The organism is Bacillus sp. SJ-10, assembly GCF_002843505.1.
In the GTDB taxonomy this organism is placed as follows: Bacteria; Bacillota; Bacilli; order Bacillales; family Bacillaceae; genus Bacillus; species Bacillus velezensis.
Genome location: NZ_CP025258.1, coordinates 583,083 through 607,516 on the forward strand (window position 1 = coordinate 583,083; position 24,434 = coordinate 607,516).

Below are 24,434 nucleotides of genomic sequence, written 5' to 3' on the forward strand. Positions count from 1 at the left end.
CGCCAGAAGGAAAGTGATTTATACGAAAGGATTAAGAAATCTCCTTTTTATTTTGGAAAACCGCCGGCACCGGGATGGAAGCCCATTTCGGCGTGTTGTGATCAATCCGGACAACAACCACCGTCATATCGTCTTCGATTTGGCCGGAACGCGTTCTGATGACCTCTTCCATTAATATATCAGCGATTTCCTGCGGATCTTCGGTTTTCAGCCCTTTCATTTTCCGTTTCATCCACAGGTCGTGGTTTTCAACGTGCTTCGGCCCTTCAAAAATACCGTCACTCATCATGACGAGCAGATCTCCCGCTTTTAACTGTTCACTTACAACCTCCACATCAAATTCATTGATGATGCCGATCGGCAGATTGCTGGCCTGAACTTTCATGACTTGATCTCCCCGCTTGATAAAACTCGGCGTTGAACCGACCTTCAAGAATTTGCAGCTTGCATCCTGAAGATCAATGATAGAAAGATCGAGAGTTGAGTAGATTTCGTCTGTCGTCCGTAAAGACAGAATACTGTTGATCGTTTTGATCGCTATTTTTTCATCAATACCTGATTCGAGAATTTTTTCGAGCAGCTTAATCGTTTCATTGCTCTCATAATGGGCCCTCGCCCCATTGCCCATGCCGTCACTGATCGCGGCCGCATACTTTCTCGCCCCCAGTTCCATCATGCTGTAGCTGTCGCCGGAGACAAGGCCGCCGCCTTTTGCCGCATGAGCCGCGCCTGTCGATACCCGGTACGACTTGGTCGAACCGAACGCGACATGGCTGTAGCCATTCGGATGAGTCGAGTGCTGTTCGCTTTTGACAAGTATCTGCTCCTCAAGAATGTCAGACAGCATCGGGGCGATAATTTTCTCACTCTCGCCGTGTCCTCCGCTGAACGGGATTGTCATTTCGATATCAATATTGCCCTGCTCCAAGCTGTATATCTCGACATGCTGAATCTCGATTCCGAAATGCTGAAGCGCCTCTATCATTTGTTCTTCCTGAATAAAATGCTGCTCCCTCTCCCGTTTTATTTCCCGAGAAAAGTCCGCCATGACCTCAGAAACCCCCAACAGCTGCTCGGCAACAAGCCTTCTGCTGTCCTGAACTTTTCTCTTCAGTGTCAGATGGGCATGATGGTGGGCAAGTTCGTCCTCAATCAGCTCTTCCACCTGTCTGGATTTGGAACAGTGCTGTTGAAACTCCTTTTTTAATCTGCGGTTTGAGGCATACTGTTTTTCTTCTGTTTCATGCATAACTTGTTTCATTAAGTCATATGTTTTATCAAAGTTTTGAACCCAGCATTTGCTTTTCTTATAGCAGGATTGGCAGGAATGCTCGGTGATTTTGCTTAAAAAGAGATCCACTTCCCCTTCTTCCGCCTGCTCATCAGAAGATGTCTGATGAAAGGTGGCGAAGCTCTCCGACAAGGCATGAAACACATTGGAGAACTGGTCTACTTTCTGGGCGGTGACATCTCTGATTTTCCTTGCGTACTGCTGCTGTTCCTGACTGTGCTCAGCAGTGCCCGGTATGTATCTCGCCACCTTTTTCGTAATCGATTGGGGCGTAATCAAAAACAAAACAACGGCAATCAAAGATTCATAAAGAGTGGTCATTAATCCGGCAGATCCTTCTCCATATAATGAAATCAGCAGTGAGCCGATCACTAATCCGACTGCGGCGCCGGCTTTCTTTCCTTCTTTCAGCAGCCCGCCAAGAAGCCCGGAAAACGCAAGCAGACTCATTTGATAGAGATTCCCGATATTCGCAAGCCCGAGGATCAGTCCGGTCACAACACCGACCGTACAGCCGATGCTTGCCCCGCCCACAAAGGAAAAACTCAGCACGACATAGCGGGCCAGGATATGCTCAGCCTGCATTCCCTGAAATGAAACACCGGCAAGCCCGGTTAATACGGATGCGATCAAGATCATAAAACAGATGATTTCTTCTATTTTTAACGATTGCTTCACTTTTTTGATCGTGAAAATCGGCAGGCTTTGCAAAAAGATCAGCGTCAAAATAAAGGCCAGGCCCGCCTCGACAACAGCCATCACATAATCATAGGTGGTAAAAGCGCCGCTTTCAAAATAAACAAATCCGATTCTCGCGGCAGCCATAGAGAAAAACACCACGATCGGCAGCATCTTCACCCGGTCCTGCACGATATATGTACCGATTTTCGAAAATAGAGTGAAGACGGCCAAAGCTGTGAGAATCAATAAAGAGTGTTTCGGCGAAATGGTTAAAGCGCCCGCAAGTAAAGACAGACAAGCATAGAAGGCTTTATCTCTTCTGATCAACAGCATCGCTCCGAAAAACGGCAGTGCAAACGGAAGAACCTCAGATAATATGAAAGCCCGTCCAAGTAAAAAACCGATCACGACATAAATGAACCCCTTATAGAAAAAAAGTGAATGCGCTTGATGGACTGTAAGCTTTGCCGCCTTTTCAAAAAACGATTGCAGTTTTTCCAGAGCTTGTCCCGCCATCGGCCCGTTCACTCTTCTTTCCGCTTTTTCCATTGCTCTCATCCCCCACCTGTTTTATTCGTTGCTTGTCATTATAAATGAAAGCCCAGATAGGATTTTGTCAAAAGAAGGTAACAATTCTAAAGAACTCTTCGACGCTTTCTCCCTTGTTCCCCTTTCCTTTCGTATTTCCTCCGACATTTCTCAAAAAGTTGTCTAAATATGAAAAAATCGGCTTCTGCAACAGAAGCCGATTCGCTTGATGACCCGTACGGGATTCGAACCCGTGTTACCGCCGTGAAAGGGCGGTGTCTTAACCGCTTGACCAACGGGCCGGATATATATGGTAGCGGCGGAGGGGATCGAACCCCCGACCTCACGGGTATGAACCGTACGCTCTAGCCAGCTGAGCTACACCGCCATATAGGTGCTTATAAGCACAAGTTATATAATACAAAGGTTTCTTCATCTCGTCAACAGAAACTTTAAAGTTTTAATTTTCTGACTATACGGACGCATACAAAAAAAGCACCCGCTGGGATAGACGGATGCTCCATGTATTTATAGAAAGCAGCAAGTTATCCTCTTCTTGCTCCGCGCCCTCCACGTTTTGATTCCGTGTTTCGTTTTAAAGATGATAAGCGGTCTTCGCTATCTTTAAGAAACTTGTTCATTTTCTGTTCAAAAGATTCTTTCGGACGGAAATCATTTCTAGGTCTGGCTTGCGGACGGTCTTTAGCTTTTTTAATTGATAAACCAATTTTCCCGTCTTTTTCAACGTTGATGACTTTCACTTCAACTTGATCGCCGACTTTTAAATGCTCGTTAATGTCTTTTACATAATTATCGGCTACCTCACTGATATGAACGAGACCGGTTGAGCCTCCAGGCAATTCAACAAATGCTCCGAAATTTGTAATACCTGTTATTTTCCCTTGCAACTTGCTGCCAACTTCAATCGACATAAAAAAAGTGCTCCTCCTTAGGCTTATAAAAAGATCGTTTGTTTAATTATACCTAAATAAAAATTTAAGTGTCAACAAGGCTACTTGCTCTTCTTTTCTACATTAAAGAGAATCTCACCATTTCCTGACATAAACAAGTCTCTTCTGGCAAGCTCTGTGACGTAATCCTCATCCTTTAATTTGGAAATTTCATCTTTTAAATCAGCCTGTTTCGCGTTCAATTTTTTCACTTGTTTTTCCAGCTGAGCTTTCTTTTCTTCGTTTGCGCTAAGGGAAGAGGTCTGTGACCACAGAGAACCCGCTAAGACAATAGCCGTCAACAACACAAGGGCGCCGAATACGATCAACCGTCTGAAAAGCCCTTTCCGCCTTCTTTTCATAAGCTGGGATTGCCGTTCAACCTGCTCTTTATAGTCGTTTTGAATTTCAGTTATTGTACGTTCTCTAGATAGATTCAAACCAGACGGTCCTCCTTTCACCTTTTCAAAATACGTATCATGGTCGATCTGATTGTTATGATTAGTTTCTTGCTCTTTTGTGAAAATCCTGCACTTTTTTGAAAATATCGTTTGAAAGTAAGACGCCATTTTTCAGGAAGAAGTTTCAATAATTGTTTCAACAGGAAGAACAGCGGATACAGCAAAAAAGCTACGATCTTAAAAAGACACTTCGCAAAAAAGGCACTCACCCGATAGGAGTATAAAGAAATAACTGTGATCAGCCCGATGAGCAGCTTAAAGAGCAGAAGCACCGGACGGAACAGCACGTGCTGAATGAGCTTTTTTGCGAATTGGTAAAGAGACACCGCAAGATGAATGGCAAATTTCAGTATTTTTATATACATTCGTTTAAACAGGCTTTGGTACGTCGCAATACCCAGTAAGACAGCCAAGAAAATGTATACCCTGAGTTCTCCTTCATTCACGTTGAGCAGCACATAGAAAAACATCAGACCTTGTACAATCCAAAAGAGAATGTCATGAATGAATAACAGCCATCTGGCCGTTTTGGCGCGGCTGACAAACAGCCTGTATGTATCAAGCGACGCTCCGAGCCAGGCGCCCATACCGGTCATTGCCAGCATCGTATAAAATTGGGTCGTCAGTGTCATTTAAACAACTTGCTAAAAAACCCTTTAGCTTTATCCCCTTGCTGCTCGTCTAAATATACAAGGTCAAACACCCTGCCTTTTATAGATACAATCCCTTTTTCCACATCAAGGTTTTTCATCTGCAGGTTCTCGCCTCTGACGGAAAGCATTCCCATAACTGTTTCCAGCAAAAACTCTTCGTTGTCAAAACTTTCTACATGCTTGACGCCCGAAATGTCTAAATGCTTTCTCCCTTTCATCGTTACATCATGCTGTTCCGGAACAGAAGAAGAACCTTTTTGCTCATAATATGAATTCATCTATTCAGCCCCCATATCCTCGATACTTTTAGCATTATTACTGCATTGTATGAGGCGGGAGCCTTGTTTAGAACAAGCCTATTCGCCGAGTTTTTCTTCTTTGACGATTGTATACATGCCCGCGGCTTCTTCTTTTTTCGTTGTTTCTTTCAATTCGTTTACCTTCACGGTGACAAGCTTCTGGCCGAAGCGGACCGTCAGTTCATCACCGGCTTTTACGTCTGAGCTGGCTTTCGCCTGATTCCCGTTAACGGTGATTCTCCCTTGATCGGCGACCTCTTTCGCCAATGTGCGGCGTTTAATTAATCTGGATACTTTTAAAAACTTATCAAGTCTCATATCAGAATCTCCTCTCCATTTCTTTTGCTTCATCCCACAATTTGTCCATTTCTTCAAGTGACATTGCGGTCAATTCAAGTCCCTTTGCTGCCGCTTCTTTCTCAATATAAGCAAAGCGTCTGCGGAATTTGTCATTTGTCATGGCGAGCGCTTCCTCAGGCTCAATTTTATAGTATCGGCCGATATTGACCAATGCAAATAAAACATCGCCGAATTCAGCTTTTAAGCTGATTTCATCTGCTGTTTCGGCGGAAGCCTCTGCAGAAAATTCCTTCAGCTCTTCATTTACTTTATCCCATATATCCTGAACGTCATCCCAGTCAAAGCCGGTTTTCGCGGCTTTTTTCTGAAGCTTGGCCGCTTTTGCAAGAGAAGGCAGTGTTTTCGGCACAGCATCCAGCAATGAAGAGGATGTTGTTTGCTTTTCCGCCTTTTTGATTTCTTCCCAGTTGGCGACGACATCATGTTCATCCTGAACCTTAACATCCTTAAACACGTGCGGGTGCCGTCTGACCATCTTCGCACTGATGTCTCTGATGACATCATCAATTGAGAAATACCCCTCGTCTTCTCCGATCTGGGCGTGCAGCATAACCTGAAGCATGACGTCCCCGAGTTCTTCTATCATGTGATCCGTGTCCTCTTCGTCAATGGCCTCAAGCAGTTCGTAGCATTCCTCAATCATATATTTCTTTAATGACTGGTGTGTCTGCTTTTGATCCCACGGACAGCCGTTCGGCCCGCGAAGCTCACGAATAATACTTCGGAATGCAGAAAATTCCTGGTAAAGGAGTTCTTCTTTTTTAATCGGCGGAACATACACGCTTGTTAAGTTATTTATTTCTACATTGCGGTCAAGTTCAAACAAAGGCACCTTGGTCATCTTTTCTCCCTTGCTTCCGGCTGCCGTGACGATGACCACTTCATAGTCGTCAGGCAATTTCTCCATAAGCGTCAGCTTTACCTCAGAGGCCGTCATCTGGTCATAAACCTGGCAAATGATCAGGTGATGGCGGAGTTCGAGCTCATCCGGCGTCATTGTTTGCGCATCCGTAAATTGAAACCCTTCAATCGGATCAATTCGCAAAGCATTAAAAGTGGCATCCAGAAAGCTTTGCCCTCCGGCAGTATGAACAGCTATCTGTTGTTCTTCCCAGCGTTCAAATAACAGCTGAACGGTTTTCTCAGCGACAAACGGATGCCCGGGCACAGCGTAGACGACATCCTCTTGCTTCGCTTTTTCAAACAGAATGTCCGCGATCTCTTCATAGACCGCTTCAAACTGATCATGTTTTTCATAAATATCATCAAAATACCGGATGTCCGCTTCCGTCTCTTGCTCTAATTCCGAAATCAAAGGGTGGTCTTTCGTTCTTATATATAAATGCTTCGCCTGAGTCAGCAGCTTATGTACGCCCACTGTCAATTGATCCATGTCTCCGGCGCCGAGGCCGACGACCGTAATGTTACCTGCCATGTTTTTCTCTCCTCTTTTTCAATTTGCTTAAAGCACTGCCGAAAGGAAGGCCGCTCAGCTCTTCGTCCGTGAAAATCTTCATTCTTATCATACAATAAATAAACAATAGTCCTCCGATGACTGACGCAGACAGACTCTCACATACAGCTCCGGCCCTGCTGACAGGAACAAATAACTGCCAAAGCTTCATATATACGAGCAGAAAGAAGACCATCAGCAGGCTGCACCAGCATAGACGGGCAATCACGCCGCCGATATTCGTCAGCCAGCCCTTCGACCAAATTCTCCGGAGATTCAGGCACGCAACTGCGGCAAATGCCAAGACGGTCGCCAGTGCCGCTCCTGTAATACCCCAGCCGGGGACCAGCCAAACATTCAGCACCCATTTCAGCGCCCCTCCCGCCAAAACGGATACGGCGGGGAAAACGGTATGTCCCGCTCCTTGCAGAATCGCGGCTGCCGTAAGCGCAATCGAGGCAAAAAAGATAGATAAGCTGAATATTTGTAAGGTCTGCGTCCCCTCACTGTTTTGGAAAAGCATGATATTCACCGGCTCTAAAATGCAAAAAAGCCCGGCTGATGCACCGATCCCTACCGCAAGGCAGAGCTTGACGGCTGATGTCGCTTTCTCTTTTATGATAAACGGCTTATTCTCATGCACCGCTTTTGAAATTGAAGGAACCAATGACGCGGCGATACTGACGGCAAACACGGTTCCCAGCTGAAGGAGCGGCTGTCCGCGGTCATATATGCCTTTCAGCTGTTTCGCGGCATGGCTCTCCGTCCCGTCTGAAAGCAGTGAATATAAGTTTAAGGCGTCTACAAGCTGAAGCAAAAGCATAAGTACACTGCTGATACAGATGGTGACTGAATAAAGCAGCAGCTTTTTTATAATGACGGCCGTTTCGATATGTCCGCCGTCCTTCTTTGTTTCTTCCCGCTTATACCAGAAAACAGCCAATACACAAAGGGCCGCCAAGCTTCCGGCAATTGATCCCGAGGCCGCCCCCGCACCTGCCGCGTATAATGAGCGGCCGCTTTTCAAAAGCCAGAAGGATAAACCGAGAAGCACCGCCACGCGAAGAAGCTGTTCCGTAATCTGGGATAAGGCTGACGGCATCATATCATGCACGCCTTGGAAATACCCCCTGAAAACCGCCGTAAACGGAAACAGTATGAAAGCGAACGCCGCGACCCTTATCAGCATCACAAGGCGGTCGTCACCCATAAAACCGGCCAACGGCGCCGCGCCGGCATACATGAGCGCAAACAGAACAAGTCCGGCCGCCGTGACATAAAGGGCGGAAATTTTCATTATTTTTTGTTTATGATCGCTATAATCGTTCATTAATTTAGAGATGATTACCGGAAAACCAGATGTTGACAGCATGACCGCGATCCCTAAAAACGGATACACCTGCTGATAAATGTAAAATCCGACGTCACCGACAATATTCTGAAAAGGAACCCTGTACACGGCGCTTAATATCTTCGTCACGATGCCCGCAACGACGAGCACAAAAGCACCTTTCCATGCCGATTGCCGCTTAGCGCCAACTGAATCGTTCATCCAAAAGCTCCTTCCAGCCGCTAGAAAATTACGTCTATAAAACGAGCTTATTATATCACAATCCTAACGGCCGAACCGATAGAGAGCACATATGAATATGAAAAAGAACAGCACTTGTATAAGAGCTGCTCTTTCTCCGTTTTCTTATTTCAATAATGGTAATAAGACCTACTGCTCCATTTGTCTCGCCAAAAAACTGGCTGCCGTTTCTACCGCTTTATGTTCTACTTCACCAAGCGCCTGTTCCTTGGAAAAGATGACCACGGCGCCGATAGGATCGCCATTTGCCACGATCGGAGCTATGGTATAGGAGCTCATATCTTCATCAATGTCATTAACAAGCTGCGCGGACTTCACGTCGTTTTCTACCACTGAGCTGCGCTGATCCATCGTTTTTTCGAGCAAATCGCTGATGGCTTTGTTCAGAAATTCTTTTTTCGAACTGCCTGAAACGGCAATATACGCGTCACGGTCGCAAATCAAGACGGAATGGCCGAGACTGTCATACAAAGCATCTGCATATTCCTTCGCAAAATCGCCAAGCTCACTGATAGGAGAATATTTTTTCAATATAACTTCTCCGTCGCGGTCAACGAATATTTCAAGCGGGTCTCCTTCCCTGATTCGCAGTGTTCTCCGAATTTCTTTAGGAATGACGACCCGTCCTAGATCATCAATACGACGTACGATACCTGTAGCTTTCATCTCTCTGGTGCCTCTCTTTCATGTGATGATATTTAAGGGAAAGTACTAAAGCTCTTTACTTTATGTAGCTTCCGCCACTCGCTTGAAATTAGTATCCGTCACATCAAATGTAATATACACCAGAGAGTAACAATTTTTATGAAGACGGGATTGTTTCTTTCTTCACATCCTGAAGGCCTTTCAGCATGCCGAGCACGGTCTCCAGCCACTCTTCCGTTTTGCGGCCTTTCGTCTGTACTGAGATTTTCAGCTTTTTCCCTTCCATTCCCAGTCCGATCTGCCGGCCGTATTTATTGCCGAGTTCGAACAATTTCTGGCCGTCAATCTGTGCGCTGGCCTCTTCAGAAATGGTAAATCTGATCGCGTCTTTATCCTGCTTGATGAGTTCGACGCGTTCATATTTTCCGTATACCTTCATCTCAGCAACCGTAAACAGCCATTCAACCTCTTTAGGGTAGCTGCCGAACCTGTCGATGATTTCATCTTGAAGCTCATTTTTCTCCTCAATTGTGGCGATCGACCGGAAGCGTTTATACATGTCGATTTTTTGCTTGCCGTCTTGTATATAGTTTTCAGGAATATACGCGTCTAGCTCGATATCGATTTCTGTCTCAAACTGTTCGCTTTTCGGAATATCGCCTTTCCGCTCTTCAATCGCTTCCTTGAGCATTTGCGAGTACAGGTCAAAACCGACTGAGTCGATAAAGCCGTGCTGCTGGGCGCCGAGAAGGTTCCCTGCTCCCCTGATCGTCAAGTCACGCATGGCGATTTTAAAGCCTGATCCCAGCTCGGTAAATTCTTTAATCGCCTGCAGCCGTTTTTCCGCCACCTCAGTGAGCACTTTGTCTCTGCGGTACGTAAAATACGCGTAAGCGACGCGGTTGGAACGGCCGACCCGTCCTCTCAGCTGATACAGCTGAGACAGCCCCATTTTGTCTCCGTCGAACACAATCAAGGTATTGACATTCGGTATATCTACGCCTGTCTCAATAATAGTCGTGCTGACAAGGACGTCTGATTCCCCTTCCAGAAAATTGAGCATGACGCTTTCCAATTCATTTTCAGTCATTTTTCCGTGGGCATATGCCACTTTCGCATCGGGAACAAGCATGGAAATTTCATCAGCCTTCCGCTCGATGTCATCCACGCGGTTGTACAAGAAATATACCTGTCCTCCGCGCGCCAGTTCTCTTTCGATGGCTTCCCGCACAAGCGCGCCGTTGTATTCCACGACATATGTCTGAACAGGGAAACGGTTTTCCGGCGGCGTTTCAATAACAGATAAGTCCCGCACACCGAGCATGGACATATGAAGCGTACGCGGTATCGGCGTCGCTGTAAGAGTCAGCACATCGACATTGGCTTTGATCTGTTTGATTTTTTCCTTATGCGTTACGCCAAAGCGCTGCTCTTCATCAATGATGAGCAAGCCGAGATCTTTATAGACGACGTCTTTAGATAAGAGCCTGTGGGTTCCGATTACGATGTCTACCGTTCCGTTTTTCAGGCCTTTAATCGTTTCATTGGATTCTTTTCTCGTTCTGAATCGGCTGAGAAGACCGATGTTAATCGGATAGTCCTGAAAACGCTCCATAATGGTTTCATAATGCTGCTGCGCGAGTATTGTCGTCGGCACAAGAAGCGCGACCTGCTTTCCGTCTGCGATCGCTTTAAAGGCCGCTCGGATGGCTACCTCCGTCTTCCCGTAACCGACATCACCGCAAAGCAAACGGTCCATCGGGCGCTCTCTTTCCATGTCCTTTTTAATCTCCTGAATGGAACGGAGCTGGTCCTCTGTTTCCTGATAAGGGAAAGCAGATTCGAACTGCCGCTGCATTTCATGATCCGGCGAGAACGCATAGCCTTTGCTTGCTTCCCGTTCCGCATAAAGCTTAATCAGATCATCGGCAATATCCTGAACGGAGTTTTCAACTTTTTTCTTCACCCGTTTCCATTCACTGCCGCCCAGTTTATAAAGCTTCGGTTCTTTCCCTTCAGAGCCGACGTACTTCTGCACCTGGTCGATTTGTTCTACAGGGACGTACAGCTTATCGCTGCCCTGATAATGAATGTTGAGGTAATCTTTATGAATGCCTTTGATTTCTAGTGTTTCGATCCCCAAATACTTACCGATCCCGTGGTTGACGTGGACGACATAGTCACCGACCTGAAGCTCGGAATAGCTTTTGATCCGTTCGGCATTTGTCAGCTTCTGCTTTCTCGGCTTTTTCTTAATTCGGTTTTTGAACAGCTCTTCCTCCGTAATGACGGCCAGCTTCATCAGCGGCAGTTCAAAACCGGATTGCAGCTCGCCTTCCATGACATAGACCTGTCCTTGCACAAGCGCTTTGGAGCTGTCCGTTTTTGCGGCTTCAATTTCGTAATCAGCCAGCACGGATGCCAATCTGTCGGTTCTGTCCTTATTTGCGCCTAAAAAGACGACGGTGAAGTTTGATTTCTTAAAGCGCTCCATTTCACCTGCGAGCACATTCATCTGCCCGTGAAAACTCTGCATCTGCCTGCTTGTCACATTCACGATATTCTGAGGGCTTGTATGCTGGACATGACGCAAAAATAATGAATAATAAATAGCCGGGCGCCGCTTTTCACTCATAAGCTCCTGAAAGCTGAAGGATAAATGAATGTCGTGCAGAATTTTCCCTTCCTCAAGCAGACCTGTCGTAAATTCGGCCTCTTCTTTTTGCAGCTGATCCTCCATTTCATGAATGCGGCTGACCTCGTCTAACAGTAACAACGTGTCTGCCGGTGTATAATCTAGCAAACTAGCAGGCTTTTCGTAAAAGTACGAGAGATACTTCACAAGTTCCTGATCAGTCTGTCCCGTTGATAACCGTTCTTTATCATGTGAGATATTGATATGAAGCATTTCCTTTTGTTTGTCCTGCTTCAGCTTTTTCAGACTGTCGGCAAGCCCTTTATCGAGCCTTTCCATCGCACGGGCTTTTTCTTCCGCCCTGATGATCAATTCCTTCGCCGGTCCGATCGCCACATGTTTGAGCGTCTCAATTGATCTCTGGTCATCAGAATTGAAGCTTCTGATGGAATCGACCTCCGTATCAAACAGTTCAATTCGCACCGGATGCTCCGACGTCAGCGGATAAATGTCGATAATTCCGCCGCGAATACTGAATTCACCGGGTGCAGAAACCATATCGGAACGCTCATACCCCACCTCTACAAGGCGCGCGGACAGCTGATCCGGTTCTATTTCGTCTCCGAGTGAAATGACGAGCTGGCTGCTTTTCCACAGCTCCTTCGGCGGAAGCATTCTTCTCACTGCCGCAACGGGCGCCACAACGACCGGCGCTTCTCCGTTTGTTAATCTATTAATGACATCAAGCCGCTGAGCGCGCAGTTCAGGGCTCGCTACCGCAATTTCTGAAGAAATCAATTCATTCACGGGGTATAAAAAAACAGATTGATCCCCGAGAAGCGCCGTCAGATCTTCCGTCACTTTTTGGGCCTGATATAAATTATGGGTGATAAAGAAAATCGGCCTTTTCGTTTCCTGTGCAAGGGCAGAGGTAAAAACAGAACGCGCGGAACCTGACAGACCCGCAAGCAGCTGTTCCTTCAGCCCCTCATGTAAACCGTTGACAATGGATTTAAAATCATCGCTTTCTTTAATAAAGGTTTGAATGTTGTCCATATGGGCCCTCCTCTCTATTTTCTGCAAGAACAGAAAAACGCTTTGGTCTAGAATCTACACCAAAGCTTCTTATTGAATAAATGTGTTGTGTTCATGGTAGTGCGGATTGCGTTCCAGCGCCTCTTGGCAGTCTTCACAAATTGTAAGAACATGGACATCTCCATTGTCTTTATATGAAATCATATCGTTTCTTTCCTCATTTGTTAAGTGCTGAAATCCAAGTGACTGTGTCGGCACCGTCGAATATTCCAGGCTCCCTACCTTAAAGCCGCAGTGGCGGCAGAAATAATGCAAAGCCATACGTTGGACCTCCTGATGTGAAAAAATCATTTTTCCCTAGTATGGTCTCCCATTATTTATCTTATACATTTGCATTAAATTCGTTCATGACTTCTAAAAATGGTTTCGTTAAGGAAGCTTCGCAGGCTTTTACGGTTTTTGAGACGGCATCATTGATATTCGGCAATTCTTCCTTCGTAAAAGCTCCCAGTACATAGTCAACGACTTTCATTCCGCCAGCGGGGCGGCCGATTCCGATTCTGACCCGGTCAAATTCGGGGGTTCCGAGGTGCTGTATAAGCGATTTAATTCCGTTATGTCCGCCTGCGCTCCCCTTCGTCCGGAGCCTGATTTTTCCCGTCGGAAGATCAAGGTCATCGTATATGACTTTCAGATCTTCATGATCGGCATCATAATAATCCAGTAGCGGCCGCAAACATTCCCCTGATAAATTCATATATGTAAGCGGTTTAACAAGTAGAACTTTTTTTCCGGAAACAAACCCCATTCCGTAAAGTCCGTTGAATTTCGTTTTATTCAGTTCAATATTCCATTCTTTAGAAAGCTCGTCAATGGCCATAAAGCCGACATTATGTCTCGTGTTCTCGTAGGTTTTCCCGGGGTTACCGAGACCGGCAATCACAAGCATCGTAAATCCTCCCTCAACATCGCTGTAATTCTTCTCATTCTAGCACAAAAGACGTAACCTCGGGCGGGTTACGTCTTAAAGCGCTTATTGATTTTCTCCTTCGGGCTCTTCCCCAGGAGACGGTTCTGCATCTTCTTCGAATGCTTCCTGCTTAGGAGGAAGGATGGAAGCCACGACTTCTTCCGGGTCGTTTGTAAATGTATAATTGCCGTCAGCAGTCAGATCTGCGATGGTCAGCACATCATTCATCTCAAGTCCTGAAATATCAACATTGATTGTCTGAGGGATGTCCTTCGGTCTGGCCTTAATCGAAAGCTCATGCAGCGGCTGCTGGATGACGCCTCCGTCTTTGACTCCCTTCGCCTCTCCCGTCAGCTGAATCGGCACCTCGGCCTCCAGCTCCTCACTCATATTCACGACTTGAAAATCGGCGTGCGTCAATTCGTTTTTGAGCGGGTCTGTCTGAAGATCAGTCACCATAACCGATTGCTGATTTCCGTTGACATCAATTGTGATAATCGTGTTTTTTCCTTCGTCCCGCAATGTTTTAAGCAATTCGACACTGTCTAAAGAGACAGGCGTATTCGTTGTTTCTTTACCGTATATAATCCCTGGAACATGTCCTGAATGACGGATTTTCCGAAGCGTCGAACGTTTAAAATCTGTTCTTTCATTTGCTTTTAAAGTTGCCATATTCAGCACCATCCTAATTATCGTTTTATCGTCCTATTAGAACAATACCCACAATAACTGGGATTTAAACCTTAAAGTTTCGGTTTAGCTGAATAAATAGCTGACAGATTGTTTCTCGTGAACGCGGATAATCGCTTCAGCCAGAAGCGGTCCGACAGAAAGCTGCTTAAAGCGGTCGATTTTTTTCTCATCAGGAAGCTTAATGCTGTTCGTTACGACAAGCTCCTTGATTTTAGAGTTATTGATCCGCTCAACGGCAGGGCCTGACAGTACAGGGTGCGTACAGCATGCATACACTTCTGCAGCTCCGTTTTCAACCAGCGCGTTAGCGGCAAGTGTGATTGTGCCGGCCGTATCAATAATATCATCGATCAGAATCGCTGTTTTACCTTCCACGTTACCGACGATGTTCATCACTTCTACCTCATTCGGTCTAGGACGGCGTTTGTCGATAATCGCGATCGGCGCTTTCAGACGGTCCGCAAGTTTGCGGGCGCGCGTCACACCGCCGTGGTCAGGAGAAACAATGACGATATCTTTCAAGTCTTTACCTTCAAAGTAATGGCCTAAAATCGGAACACCCATTAAGTGGTCAATCGGAATATCAAAGAAACCTTGAATTTGCGGCGCGTGTAAATCAAGCGCGATCACGCGTGTCGCACCCGCTGTTTCAAGCAGGTTTGCAAAAAGTTTTGCCGTAATCGGTTCACGTGATCTTGCTTTTCTGTCCTGGCGCGCATAACCGTAGTACGGAATCACAATGTTGATTGTTTTCGCGGAAGCGCGCTTTAAAGCGTCAACCATAATCAGCAATTCCATAATGTGCTCATTAACCGGCGCACTTGTAGACTGAATGATATAGCAATCACAGCCGCGAATACTTTCTTCTATGTTGATCTGGACCTCTCCGTCACTGAATCTTGTAACAGAGCACTTTCCTAATTGAACCCCTACATTATCCGCGATTTCTTTTGCAAGTTCTGGATTTGAATTCAAAGAAAAAATCTTTAAATTCTTATCTCCGTATTCGTTAGACATGGTAAACCTCCGATTTTAGGATTATTTTTTATGAATGTTTTTCACATAATCTTCTTTATTTACTTGTCTTGCTCTGGCAATGGCAAGCGCTTCGCCCGGCACATCTTCAGTTACGGTTGAACCCGCAGCGACGTACGCGCCTTCTCCCACTGTAACAGGAGCGACCAGATTGGAGTTGCAGCCTATAAAGGCGCCGTCTTCAATTTTGGTTAAATACTTTTTCTTCCCATCATAATTGACCGTGATGGAGCCGCAGCCCAGATTCACATCCGTGCCCACTTCGGCATCACCGATATAGCTTAAATGAGATGCTTTGCTTCGGTCGCCGAATTGTGTTTTCTTGATTTCAACAAAGTTTCCGATCTTCACTTCATTGCCGATTGCGGAATCGGGTCTGATGTGAGCAAAAGGACCGATATTTACATCATTCCCAACTTTGCTGCGATTGACAACGGATTGTTTAATCACAGTGCGGCTGCCGATTGAGCTGTCCTCTATCTCAGTGTGAGGGCCGATGACACATTCATCGCTGATTTCAGCTTGTCCCTTTAACACAGTTCCGGGATAAATAACTGTATCTTGTCCGATACGTGCGTCAGGTGAGATGTACGTATTCATCGGATCGATTAAAGTGACTCCGTTCTGCATATGCCGTTTGTTAATACGCTCTTTCATATACATTTCAGCCTGAGAAAGAGCGACTCTATCATTCACTCCGAGCGTCTCTTGGAAGTTACCAGTCTGGTAAGCGGCAACAGTTTCGCCTTCGTCTTTGAGGATTTCGATCACATCCGGCAGATAATACTCGCCTTGGGCATTTTCATTCGAAACCTGTTCGATGACACGAAAAAGAGCCTCGTTATCAAAACAGTACGTTCCCGTGTTAATTTCTTTCACAAGACGTTCTTGCTCCGAAGCATCCTTGTGCTCCACGATTTTTTGAACGGCGCCGTCTTCACTGCGGATGATTCTTCCGTATCCGGCGGGATCGTCGGCAACGGCCGTTAACACCGTGGCTTTTGCACCTTTGTCTGTATGTTCATTCAGCATGGCTTCCATCGTCTCCGCCGTCAGAAGCGGTGTATCGCCGCAAATAACGATCGTGACACCCTTTTCTCCGTGAAGAAATGGTTTTGCCTGCTTGACCGCATGAGCCGTACCGAGCTGTTCTGCTTGGAGAGCGTAATCGCTTTTCTGTCCGAGCTGCTTCTTCACATCTTCGGCGCCGTGTCCTACGATGGTGACAAGCTTCGCTAAAGATAATTTCAGAGCTTCGTCTGCGACGTGCTCTACCATAGGCTTTCCGCATACCGGATGAAGGACCTTGTAAAGCTTCGATTTCATTCTCGTTCCTTTTCCGGCAGCTAAAATCACTGCAAACCGCTTATCCATTTAATGGCCTCCAATATCCCTTTTATCCATAGAAAAATATATCCTAAATAGCTGTTGATTTCAAGAAGACATCAAAAAGTGCAAGAATTTTCTATGTAATCGCTTTATTACTGAAAAATCAGATTTAAAAAAGGACTGCCGGAAAAGGCCTTGTGTCAGCCTTTATCAGCAGTCCTTACATTTTGTTATGTTTAAGAAGCCCCGGCTTCTTCATATTCTAATGCTTCAGAGTCACCCAAACGATGATACTCATTTAAAACAGCATCCTGGATCTTGCCCCGCGTGCTGGAATTAATAGGATGAGCAATATCGCGGAATTCTCCATCAGGGGTGCGTTTACTCGGCATCGCAACGAAAAGACCATTGTTTCCATCAATCACACGAATATCATGTACGACAAATTCGTGATCCAGCGTGATGGATGCAATCGCTCTCATGCGACCATCGGTATTCACGCGGCGTAATCTTACGTCAGTAACTTCCACAGTAGTTCACCACCTTTTCCCTATATAAAAGCATTAGTCTAACAATTCCACGATTCTTTTTAAATTCCTGCACGTTTCAAAAAGTTTTTTTGAAAATATAGGATATACATACACAATTAGGTGATAAACCATATTTGGGGATCATATACTGCATAAAAAAAGTGATCCCGGAGACCGGAACCACTTTTCTGAGATTTAAGATTTCACCAGCGCAATGACTTCAATTTCCACGAGAGCGTCTTTCGGCAGTCTCGCCACTTCCACACAAGACCTTGCCGGCTTATGTACATCAAAGTATTGTCCGTACACTTCATTCACTTCCGCAAACTGCTCCATATCAGCAATAAACACCGTTGCTTTTACAACCGTCTCGAGCGAAGCGCCCGCTTCTTTCAGCACAGCTTTTAAATTGCTGAACACCTGATGCGTTTGTTCTGTGATATCACCGTTTACCATTTCTCCTTCAGCAGTAAGAGGAATCTGGCCTGAGCTGTAAAACATGTTGTTTACGATGATTCCCTGTGAATATGGCCCGATCGCTGCCGGCGCGTGTTTTGTATGGATTGCTTTTGTCATTTTTCTGTCTCCCCATTCTTTAAATGCTGTTCTTTAAAAAATCGCAGAAAATTGCCGTTTTGAATCTCAATCGTTTTGTCTTTCATATTGATGGTTGAAAGCGTGAGCAGTGACATGTATTCATCGACAAGCCGTTCATTCACTCCCTCGGCTTCAACCAAGACGCCTATTCCCGCGACGTTTGCATTAAACTCATCAAGCAGGCTGATCATGCCGTTAATGGTGCCGCCGGCTTTCATAAAGTCGTCAATAATCAAAACGTTCGAACCCGTAGCCAAACTTCTTTTCGCAAGCGACATCGTTTGAATGCGGTTAGATGACCCTGATACATAATTGATGCTCACCGTGGAGCCTTCCGTCACTTTGTTGTCCTTTCGCACGATGACAACCGGAACGTTCAGATAACTGGCCGCTGCGTAAGCAAGAGGGATTCCTTTTGTCGCAACGGTCATCACCACATCAATCTCCCGCTCCGCAAAAACGGAAGCAAAAAGCCTGCCTACATGAGAGAGGACAGATGGTTTTCCTAAGATATCCGTTAAATATACATAACCGCCCGGAAGGATACGCTCAGGATTTACTAAAGACTGTCCCAGCTCCTGTATAAACGCTTCTGCTTCAGCCTGTTTCACTTTCGGAATGTATTTGACGCCTCCGGCAGCTCCCGGCACTGTAAGCAGCGTCCCAATGCCTTGCTGTTCAAAGGTCTGTTTAATAATCGTTAAATCTTCACTGATTGATGACTTTGCTGATTGATACCGTTCTGAGAAAAATGTTAACGGTATTAATTCATGCGGATGGGTTAACAAATAATTTGTTAAGTCCACCAATCTGCCGCTGCGACGAAACTTCATGAACTTACCCCCAAAATCCGAATAATTTAAAAATAATATAACTTAACATACGGATTTAATCAAGAGCATTCTGTTCGCCGATCATCCGCACCGCGTACACTTGATCACAGAAACCTCTTAACCCGTTATAAATCCGCTGCACCTTCGATTCGTATTGAACCAAACCGAATACAGTCGGTCCGCTTCCGCTCATTAACACCGCATCAGCGCCGAAGCGTTTCATTTGATTTTTAATCATCGCCACCTCGGGATGGAGGCTGAGCGTAACCGACTCCAATACGTTTCCTAATTGTCCGCATACCTTTTGGAAGCTTTTTTCTTCAATCGCGTCAATCATCGCCTGCACATCAGGATGCCGAACCTGCTGTAAGTTCAGCCGGCGGTACACTTCGGCAGTCGATACCCCGATCGTCGGTTTGGCGAGCACGACCCAGCAATGAGGCGGAGCACTAATGTGCCTGATCTTCTCACCGCGTCCGGTTGCCAAGGCAGTGCCTCCGTATACACAGAAGGACACGTCTGAACCGATTTCAGCTCCAAGCTCCGCGAGCTCTTCGACAGAAAGCTTTAAATCCCAAAGCCTGTTCAGCCCTCTGAGCGTGGCTGCCGCATCGCTGCTTCCGCCGGCAAGGCCTGCCGCAACAGGGATCACTTTTGTAATCATAATGGAAACGCCTTTTTTGACTTGAAACCGTTCTTTAAGCAGTTTGGCTGCCTGATAAGCCAGATTCCTTTGATCATCCGGAACAAAGCGATTATGCGACGCCACTCTGATAACGTTTTCGGGCAGTTCTGTCAGTTCAATCCGATCTGCCAAATCAATTGTCGTCATGATCATCTCCACTTCGTGATAACCATCCGGGCGTTTACTCGTCACATCGAGGGACAGATTGATTTTGGCCGGCGCTTTTTCTAAAATACGCATAGCTTTCACCTACTTCTCCATCTAAACATAAGTATGAACATTGTATCACATTTGGAGACCCGGAGGTACTTATCCGAAATTGACGCCGGTTTTGACAGCCGATAGAAAAAACCGGGGAACGGATTGTCCCCCGGGCCACTGCATTATCGGTTATTTTGGTTCTGAGCCGCCATCTGCTGTTCGGCAATCTCAATCGCGCGCTTTACCATATTCCCGGCGTCACGCGCCCGAATGCCTCCCCAGCCCTCGTTTTTCACCGTATCGTAAAAACCAAGGTCCTTCGCCAGCTCATATTTGAACTCATCTGACATAACTCCACGACGTCTGCCCAAACGAAACAACCCCTTTTATAGAATTGATCACCATTCGTGCACGCCACGATAAAACATGTGACACTTATAGCTTCCGTTTAATCGGCTGAAACTTTCGAGGGAATAATTAGAAGAGCTTTAGAAGGCAAAACAAAAAGCAGTAAACAAAAGGTTCACTGCCCATTAAAATGCTACTGAGCTTGCCGCATCGTCATTGAATGTCAATTCAACAGTCTCAGTCAGAATATCAGCATAACTGTAAGAAACTCTTTCAAACGAATTCTCGTCTTGATCTAGTTGTATCACAAAAACAGAAGGGTACGTCTCAGCTAAAATGCCCGAACGCTCAATCGTTTTTCGGCGGCCGCCGTTTGCTTTTAACGTAAGCCGTTTACCTAAATTCCCATCAAGCGATCTTTTTATATCGGACAACGTCTTCGCCATTGCATCCACCTCACTACATTTATTGTACAACAAGAGCCCAATTTTGTCAAATAAAATTTAAATTATATCAACGTTAATAAGTCATTGTCAACAAAATTATTTTGACAAAATTCTATTGATTTCTGCGTTATTTTTCACAAGTTCCGGAAATTTATGTATCAATATGTAAAATAATTAACCCGCATAGCGAAATATATGCGGGTTTTATCACTCATCCATTTGATTTATACGGCATACCGACACGCAGCACACCCTTCGTTTCAATTCCTCCCAGCCCTTTCTCTCTCGTCAGCGTATTTCTCAGGACATCCCATACATTGATCCGCTCCATAAACGGGGTGAAGCTGATTTTCGCGACAATATATACCGGGTCAAGCGCATGGATATTGACGCGTGACGGCGAACTTGCAAAATTCGCGCCTGCCCTGATTAAAGACTCGAAATGAGATTGGCACGCCCCCGCGAATATGACCAGCTGATCCAAATGAGGTACTTTACGCCTCGCTCTTTGAACGGTTTCGACAAAGTGTTTGGAATGCCTGTAGGCGCTTAAATCGTTCACGCCTCCCTTATGCTTGGAATATGCATCATGGCCGGTGATGACTAAAATATCCGGCCTGTATTTATCAAGCAGCTCGTCAATTGATGCCGGCATTTTTTTCTCATGGCAATGAATTCCGTATACCGGCACACCGATTTTTTCATAAAAGTTCAGGCACTTTTTCAAATAGGCCTCATCGCCGTCCAGATGCAATACCTTTCCGGGCATATGAAAGTAGTGCTCCTGATGCTGATATTGATTTGTCGCATAATATTCCTGTTTTTCCCGAAGCAGCTTATAATCCTGGCGGAGCAGCTCGAGAGATTCATTCATCCTGCTTTCATCTCTTTTCTTTCTCATGGCCTGTTCGTCTTTTCTGACAGGCTCCAAATCAGAAAAATCAGCATCCGCAATCAATCTGACTTCGTCACCATGCAGGATGGCAATTGAATTCCCATTGCTTGTTTGCTCTATACCGATAATGCGAAATAAAACATCCATTTGATAGGATTTCCTGGCTACCATATCTCCTATTTGAAATTGCACGTTACCCACTCCACAAATAGACTAAGCCTCATCATGAAAGAAGTCTTGGCAAATACACCTCTTTCCGCTGCGGCGCTTGATGTTTCAAGCTTTTCTTGCAGTTGAATGAATAAGGTTCTCCTCTAGCCTATGTAGCGGCAGTCCAAGTGGTGACGCAAAACAAAAAGCCCTCTTAGAAAAGGGCTTTATGCAATCCGTTGGACAGGAGCGCGAATTCTTCTATGGACAGGGATTCACCGCGCCGCTTTCCGTCAATATTCGTTTCTTGAAGAACTTCTTCAATTTGAGCTTTTTTCTCTTTTCCGCCCGGAAGATTGTTCACAAGGTTGTTCAGCAAGGTTTTCCGGCGCTGTGCGAAGCTTGCTTTAATCAGCTGGAAGAAAAACGGTTCATTATCGACGTCAACCGCCGGGCCGTCACGAAGCAAGAGACGGATGACGGCTGAATCGACATTAGGCTGAGGCACAAACACCGTTTTCGGGACGGTCATGACGGTTTTGGCCTCCGTATAGAACTGAACCGCAATGGAAAGCGATCCGTACTCCTTAGAGGAAGGATCAGCGGCCATCCGCTCAGCGACCTCTTTTTGCAGCATCACGACAATTCCTTTTAACGGAAGATGTTCTTCCAATAGCTTCATGATGATCGGCGTCGTCACATAATATGGTAGATTCGCCGTCACCATAATTTCATCACAATCCTGAAACTGCTCTTCAATGACGGATTTGACGTCTGCTTTCAGCACATCTTGATGAATGATCGTTACATTGTCATACGGAGACAGCGTATCATTGAGAATGGGCAGCAGGCGCTGATCAATTTCAAACGCGACGACCTTTTTCGCCCGTTTGGCAAGCTGCTCTGTCAGCGCGCCGATTCCGGGCCCGATTTCAATGACTCCGGTCCGATCCGTAATTTCCGCATGGTCCACAATTCTGTCCAATATATTTGTATCAATTAAGAAATTCTGTCCCAGACTCTTTTTAAAAGAGAAACCGTACTTTTTCAGAATTTCCTTCGTTCTGATAGGTGTCGCGATATCTTTATTGTTCATCCTGTTCCTCCTGCCTCATAGCATCGAGCGCATCAATAAAATCACTTCTTTTGATTTGAAACATTTGCAGCCGTTTTTGAAGCTGCTTGCCGTTTGTATAGCCGATCTTCAGCAGGTCGCCCAATCGTTCGCGGCGTCTTTTGGCAGCCGGTCCGCCGATCAGACCGGCCTGTATGACATCTTCAGCTGAAATCTCACTCGGCTTTGCATCCATCTCTTCATGCACATTTTCCAGACATGCTCTGATGCTTTCAATGGATGCGTGCTCAACGCCAATGCCGCGCTTGTTTTTCGGTTTGGCAAGATGTTTGGGCAGAAATGCGTGTTTACAGCCGGGTACTGCTTCAGAAATGGTTTTCCGGATCTTTTCCCCCGGAAAATCCGGGTCCGTCAGCACGATGACCCCTCTCGTTTCCTGCGCCAGCCGAATCTGCCTGATGACTTCGTCTCCGATTGCGGAACCGTTTGTCTCAATCGTATCCGCATCAACGGCAAGTTTTATGCGCGCAGTGTCATCGCGTCCCTCGACTACAATAATTTCTTTAATTTTCATTACTTCCTCCAAAAAAAACTTTTTATATCCAAAACGAAACCTTTGCTTGCATGTCACGTCTAATATACTGAAAATACACTTTACCTATTATAACGAAAAAAACAGAGGGCGCAAAACCCTCTGAGTGAATCGGAATTAATTTAAAATTTTTATTTTGACCTGTTTCTTTCCCCAGCGGTAAGCCGAAGATTTTTCAGGGAAAAAGACATCAATCCGTCTTCCTTTAATGGCTGAGCCCGTATCAGCGGCCACGGCATCCCCGTATCCGTCTACGTGGACTCTTGTGCCGAGCGGGATGACGCTTGGGTCTACCGCAATGACTTTGGCATTCGGATTGCTTGTCAGGTTAACGCCTGTAGCCGTATGGCCGGAACAGCCGCTGCAGCTTGCGGTATAAGCCGTGGAAGACACGGTAATCACTTTACCGGAAGATCCGGTTTCGCCCGAAGATGCCTTCACAGGTGCACTGAGCTGCTCAATCTTGGGACTGTGCCGCTTTGTGCCGACCGCAATGATCTGATCTTTGCTTTTTTCAGATGTTTCTTCTTTAACAAGCTTTCTTGAAACTTCTTTTCCATTTTCTTTGACAACATGAAAATGCTTTTTAAGTTTGCCTTCTTTTCCTTTTTGAACGATCTTTTCTTTCCCGCTGTCGAGAGACGCATCTTCTTTTTCTTTCACTTGATACGCTAATTTTTCCTCAACTACATCGGTGACTTTTTCGATACGAGTGATTTGTATGCCGGCCTGATTTTTTGTGAGCTTTTCGTGTAATGCCGGTTTTACTTTATCTTCGTCTTTCATGTCCATCTTATGCTGCGTTAAAAAGTCAGCGACCGTAGTCGAAGTCGTCCATATTTTCTTTTTCTTTCCCGCATCATTTACAGTGACCTGAAAAGCCGGGTCGACCGTGACTTTCATGCCGTTTGTCACTTTCGTATCTGCTGCTGGATCTATTTTATCGTGCTGATTCACAGGTGTATGCTGTTCGTTCAGAAATGCGCCGACTGTTTTTGCCGTTGACCATAAAGTCTTTTCTTCTCCGCCTCTTGTCACACGGATCTGCTTTGCAGCTTCATACACGACATTCATGTTGTCTGCCAATGCTGTCTGCTTAGACGGGGTAATCCGGTCTTCATTTCTCGTCTCTATATGTAAATCTTCCAGAAGTTCCCCAACCGTTTTTGCATGAGTGCGTATTTGCTTTTTCTTGCCGTTGATGGAAACAGAAACTGATTGTTTTGAGAGCTCATGTGCCCCGTATGCAGTCCCGGTTCCGCCCAGCAGAATAATAGCTGCAATAAGAATAACCTTGCTTTTACCAAGCTTTACGGAAAACAGTTTTTTCATTTTTTGTGTGATGAAAAACGCCTCCTTCTCCTCGGAGAGATTATATAGAGTATCTAAAATGCTGTCAACCCTCCCATCTCGAAGATGAAAAACCTTCAGCGTATCCCTCATTATGCAAAAACAAAGCAAAAAAAGGAAGAG

At 45.7% G+C, this 24,434-nt stretch carries 25 protein-coding genes and 2 tRNA genes; all 27 read right to left on the minus strand.

All coding sequences use genetic code 11. The features are described from left to right. Nucleotides 1-31: 31 nt before the first annotated feature. Entirely contained in the window at nucleotides 32-2,521 is a 2,490-nt protein-coding gene (gene spoIIE, locus CXL14_RS03015; protein ID WP_007409936.1) for a stage II sporulation protein E, read from the minus strand. A gap of 209 nt (nucleotides 2,522-2,730) precedes the next feature. Further along, nucleotides 2,731-2,802, minus strand: a tRNA-Glu gene (locus tag CXL14_RS03020). 9 nt (nucleotides 2,803-2,811) lie between these two features. Further along, nucleotides 2,812-2,888, minus strand: a tRNA-Met gene (locus CXL14_RS03025). Nucleotides 2,889-3,045: 157 nt separating this feature from the next. After that, on the minus strand, nucleotides 3,046-3,432 hold the full coding sequence (locus CXL14_RS03030) for a S1 domain-containing RNA-binding protein (RefSeq protein WP_004264630.1): 387 nt from the start codon (nucleotides 3,430-3,432) through the stop codon (nucleotides 3,046-3,048). Nucleotides 3,433-3,512: 80 nt separating this feature from the next. Further along, nucleotides 3,513-3,890 carry a cell division protein DivIC gene (gene divIC / locus CXL14_RS03035; protein WP_014416730.1) on the minus strand — a complete coding sequence of 126 codons (378 nt, stop codon included), beginning with the start codon at nucleotides 3,888-3,890 and terminating at the stop codon, nucleotides 3,513-3,515. Nucleotides 3,891-3,907: 17 nt separating this feature from the next. Continuing rightward, nucleotides 3,908-4,543 carry a spore cortex biosynthesis protein YabQ gene (yabQ, locus tag CXL14_RS03040; RefSeq protein WP_014416729.1) on the minus strand — a complete coding sequence of 212 codons (636 nt, stop codon included), beginning with the start codon at nucleotides 4,541-4,543 and terminating at the stop codon, nucleotides 3,908-3,910. Then, complete coding sequence (gene yabP / locus CXL14_RS03045) at nucleotides 4,540-4,842, minus strand: sporulation protein YabP (RefSeq protein ID WP_004264638.1); 303 nt, start codon at nucleotides 4,840-4,842, stop codon at nucleotides 4,540-4,542. Before yabP ends, yabQ begins: the two co-directional genes overlap by 4 nt. Before the next feature lie 78 nt (nucleotides 4,843-4,920). Next, nucleotides 4,921-5,181: an RNA-binding S4 domain-containing protein gene (locus CXL14_RS03050; protein ID WP_007409934.1), complete on the minus strand. Its 261-nt coding sequence runs from the start codon at nucleotides 5,179-5,181 to the stop codon at nucleotides 4,921-4,923. Between the two features lies 1 nt (nucleotide 5,182). Then, on the minus strand, nucleotides 5,183-6,658 hold the full coding sequence (gene mazG, locus CXL14_RS03055) for a bifunctional methyltransferase/pyrophosphohydrolase YabN (RefSeq protein ID WP_014416728.1): 1,476 nt from the start codon (nucleotides 6,656-6,658) through the stop codon (nucleotides 5,183-5,185). Continuing rightward, entirely contained in the window at nucleotides 6,648-8,228 is a 1,581-nt protein-coding gene (locus tag CXL14_RS03060) for a putative polysaccharide biosynthesis protein (protein WP_014416727.1), read from the minus strand. The genes mazG and CXL14_RS03060 overlap by 11 nt, the downstream gene beginning before the upstream one ends. A 168-nt stretch (nucleotides 8,229-8,396) precedes the next feature. Next, nucleotides 8,397-8,933: a stage V sporulation protein T gene (gene spoVT, locus CXL14_RS03065; RefSeq protein WP_004264646.1), complete on the minus strand. Its 537-nt coding sequence runs from the start codon at nucleotides 8,931-8,933 to the stop codon at nucleotides 8,397-8,399. Between the two features lie 136 nt (nucleotides 8,934-9,069). After that, nucleotides 9,070-12,603: a transcription-repair coupling factor gene (gene mfd / locus CXL14_RS03070; protein WP_014416726.1), complete on the minus strand. Its 3,534-nt coding sequence runs from the start codon at nucleotides 12,601-12,603 to the stop codon at nucleotides 9,070-9,072. A gap of 69 nt (nucleotides 12,604-12,672) precedes the next feature. Continuing rightward, nucleotides 12,673-12,903, minus strand: a complete 231-nt coding sequence (locus CXL14_RS03075; RefSeq protein WP_004264650.1) for an anti-sigma-F factor Fin — start codon at nucleotides 12,901-12,903, stop codon at nucleotides 12,673-12,675. A gap of 61 nt (nucleotides 12,904-12,964) precedes the next feature. Continuing rightward, nucleotides 12,965-13,531 (minus strand): aminoacyl-tRNA hydrolase, encoded by a 567-nt coding sequence (gene pth / locus CXL14_RS03080; RefSeq protein ID WP_014416725.1) that lies wholly within the window; start codon nucleotides 13,529-13,531, stop codon nucleotides 12,965-12,967. A gap of 84 nt (nucleotides 13,532-13,615) precedes the next feature. After that, nucleotides 13,616-14,224: a 50S ribosomal protein L25/general stress protein Ctc gene (locus tag CXL14_RS03085; RefSeq protein WP_014416724.1), complete on the minus strand. Its 609-nt coding sequence runs from the start codon at nucleotides 14,222-14,224 to the stop codon at nucleotides 13,616-13,618. An 84-nt stretch (nucleotides 14,225-14,308) separates the two neighbouring features. Further along, the gene (locus CXL14_RS03090) at nucleotides 14,309-15,262 is read right to left on the minus strand and encodes a ribose-phosphate diphosphokinase (RefSeq protein WP_004264656.1); all 954 of its coding nucleotides are present in this window, start codon (nucleotides 15,260-15,262) and stop codon (nucleotides 14,309-14,311) included. Nucleotides 15,263-15,283: 21 nt separating this feature from the next. Beyond that, nucleotides 15,284-16,654: a bifunctional UDP-N-acetylglucosamine diphosphorylase/glucosamine-1-phosphate N-acetyltransferase GlmU gene (gene glmU, locus CXL14_RS03095; protein WP_014416723.1), complete on the minus strand. Its 1,371-nt coding sequence runs from the start codon at nucleotides 16,652-16,654 to the stop codon at nucleotides 15,284-15,286. Between the two features lie 191 nt (nucleotides 16,655-16,845). After that, entirely contained in the window at nucleotides 16,846-17,139 is a 294-nt protein-coding gene (gene spoVG / locus CXL14_RS03100) for a septation regulator SpoVG (protein ID WP_004264660.1), read from the minus strand. A 195-nt stretch (nucleotides 17,140-17,334) separates the two neighbouring features. Further along, on the minus strand, nucleotides 17,335-17,715 hold the full coding sequence (gene ridA / locus CXL14_RS03105) for a 2-iminobutanoate/2-iminopropanoate deaminase (protein WP_004264663.1): 381 nt from the start codon (nucleotides 17,713-17,715) through the stop codon (nucleotides 17,335-17,337). Continuing rightward, the gene (purR, locus tag CXL14_RS03110; RefSeq protein WP_004264666.1) at nucleotides 17,712-18,569 is read right to left on the minus strand and encodes a pur operon repressor; all 858 of its coding nucleotides are present in this window, start codon (nucleotides 18,567-18,569) and stop codon (nucleotides 17,712-17,714) included. The genes ridA and purR overlap by 4 nt, the downstream gene beginning before the upstream one ends. 55 nt (nucleotides 18,570-18,624) lie before the next feature. Then, on the minus strand, nucleotides 18,625-19,494 hold the full coding sequence (gene ispE / locus CXL14_RS03115; RefSeq protein ID WP_007409927.1) for a 4-(cytidine 5'-diphospho)-2-C-methyl-D-erythritol kinase: 870 nt from the start codon (nucleotides 19,492-19,494) through the stop codon (nucleotides 18,625-18,627). Between the two features lie 143 nt (nucleotides 19,495-19,637). Then, nucleotides 19,638-19,826, minus strand: coding sequence for a small, acid-soluble spore protein, alpha/beta type (locus CXL14_RS03120; protein ID WP_011996172.1), 189 nt, complete (start codon nucleotides 19,824-19,826; stop codon nucleotides 19,638-19,640). Nucleotides 19,827-19,988: 162 nt separating this feature from the next. Next, nucleotides 19,989-20,249 carry a biofilm formation stimulator Veg gene (gene veg / locus CXL14_RS03125; RefSeq protein WP_003218330.1) on the minus strand — a complete coding sequence of 87 codons (261 nt, stop codon included), beginning with the start codon at nucleotides 20,247-20,249 and terminating at the stop codon, nucleotides 19,989-19,991. A 211-nt stretch (nucleotides 20,250-20,460) separates the two neighbouring features. After that, complete coding sequence (gene yabG, locus CXL14_RS03130) at nucleotides 20,461-21,336, minus strand: sporulation peptidase YabG (protein ID WP_004264691.1); 876 nt, start codon at nucleotides 21,334-21,336, stop codon at nucleotides 20,461-20,463. 172 nt (nucleotides 21,337-21,508) lie between these two features. Continuing rightward, nucleotides 21,509-22,390 (minus strand): 16S rRNA (adenine(1518)-N(6)/adenine(1519)-N(6))-dimethyltransferase RsmA, encoded by an 882-nt coding sequence (rsmA, locus tag CXL14_RS03135; RefSeq protein WP_004264694.1) that lies wholly within the window; start codon nucleotides 22,388-22,390, stop codon nucleotides 21,509-21,511. Then, nucleotides 22,380-22,943, minus strand: a complete 564-nt coding sequence (rnmV, locus tag CXL14_RS03140) for a ribonuclease M5 (RefSeq protein WP_014416722.1) — start codon at nucleotides 22,941-22,943, stop codon at nucleotides 22,380-22,382. The genes rsmA and rnmV overlap by 11 nt, the downstream gene beginning before the upstream one ends. A 135-nt stretch (nucleotides 22,944-23,078) precedes the next feature. Further along, a complete protein-coding gene (locus CXL14_RS03145; protein ID WP_014720609.1) occupies nucleotides 23,079-24,404 on the minus strand; it encodes a resuscitation-promoting factor in 1,326 nt (441 codons plus the stop codon). Nucleotides 24,405-24,434: the final 30 nt, after the last annotated feature.

What these genes read in the sequence shown, in the direction of transcription:
- spoIIE (WP_007409936.1), bottom strand. Translation starts at nt 2,521, where the DNA reads ATGGAAAAAGCGGAAAGAAGAGTGAACGGGCCGATGGCGGGACAAGCT.
- CXL14_RS03030 (WP_004264630.1), bottom strand. Translation starts at nt 3,432, where the DNA reads ATGTCGATTGAAGTTGGCAGCAAGTTGCAAGGGAAAATAACAGGTATT.
- yabQ (WP_014416729.1), bottom strand. Translation starts at nt 4,543, where the DNA reads ATGACACTGACGACCCAATTTTATACGATGCTGGCAATGACCGGTATG.
- yabP (WP_004264638.1), bottom strand. Translation starts at nt 4,842, where the DNA reads ATGAATTCATATTATGAGCAAAAAGGTTCTTCTTCTGTTCCGGAACAG.
- CXL14_RS03050 (WP_007409934.1), bottom strand. Translation starts at nt 5,181, where the DNA reads ATGAGACTTGATAAGTTTTTAAAAGTATCCAGATTAATTAAACGCCGC.
- mazG (WP_014416728.1), bottom strand. Translation starts at nt 6,658, where the DNA reads ATGGCAGGTAACATTACGGTCGTCGGCCTCGGCGCCGGAGACATGGAT.
- CXL14_RS03060 (WP_014416727.1), bottom strand. Translation starts at nt 8,228, where the DNA reads ATGAACGATTCAGTTGGCGCTAAGCGGCAATCGGCATGGAAAGGTGCT.
- spoVT (WP_004264646.1), bottom strand. Translation starts at nt 8,933, where the DNA reads ATGAAAGCTACAGGTATCGTACGTCGTATTGATGATCTAGGACGGGTC.
- mfd (WP_014416726.1), bottom strand. Translation starts at nt 12,603, where the DNA reads ATGGACAACATTCAAACCTTTATTAAAGAAAGCGATGATTTTAAATCC.
- CXL14_RS03075 (WP_004264650.1), bottom strand. Translation starts at nt 12,903, where the DNA reads ATGGCTTTGCATTATTTCTGCCGCCACTGCGGCTTTAAGGTAGGGAGC.
- pth (WP_014416725.1), bottom strand. Translation starts at nt 13,531, where the DNA reads ATGCTTGTGATTGCCGGTCTCGGTAACCCCGGGAAAACCTACGAGAAC.
- CXL14_RS03085 (WP_014416724.1), bottom strand. Translation starts at nt 14,224, where the DNA reads ATGGCAACTTTAAAAGCAAATGAAAGAACAGATTTTAAACGTTCGACG.
- CXL14_RS03090 (WP_004264656.1), bottom strand. Translation starts at nt 15,262, where the DNA reads ATGTCTAACGAATACGGAGATAAGAATTTAAAGATTTTTTCTTTGAAT.
- glmU (WP_014416723.1), bottom strand. Translation starts at nt 16,654, where the DNA reads ATGGATAAGCGGTTTGCAGTGATTTTAGCTGCCGGAAAAGGAACGAGA.
- ridA (WP_004264663.1), bottom strand. Translation starts at nt 17,715, where the DNA reads ATGACAAAAGCAATCCATACAAAACACGCGCCGGCAGCGATCGGGCCA.
- purR (WP_004264666.1), bottom strand. Translation starts at nt 18,569, where the DNA reads ATGAAGTTTCGTCGCAGCGGCAGATTGGTGGACTTAACAAATTATTTG.
- ispE (WP_007409927.1), bottom strand. Translation starts at nt 19,494, where the DNA reads ATGCGTATTTTAGAAAAAGCGCCGGCCAAAATCAATCTGTCCCTCGAT.
- veg (WP_003218330.1), bottom strand. Translation starts at nt 20,249, where the DNA reads ATGGCGAAGACGTTGTCCGATATAAAAAGATCGCTTGATGGGAATTTA.
- rsmA (WP_004264694.1), bottom strand. Translation starts at nt 22,390, where the DNA reads ATGAACAATAAAGATATCGCGACACCTATCAGAACGAAGGAAATTCTG.
- rnmV (WP_014416722.1), bottom strand. Translation starts at nt 22,943, where the DNA reads ATGAAAATTAAAGAAATTATTGTAGTCGAGGGACGCGATGACACTGCG.
- CXL14_RS03145 (WP_014720609.1), bottom strand. Translation starts at nt 24,404, where the DNA reads ATGAGGGATACGCTGAAGGTTTTTCATCTTCGAGATGGGAGGGTTGAC.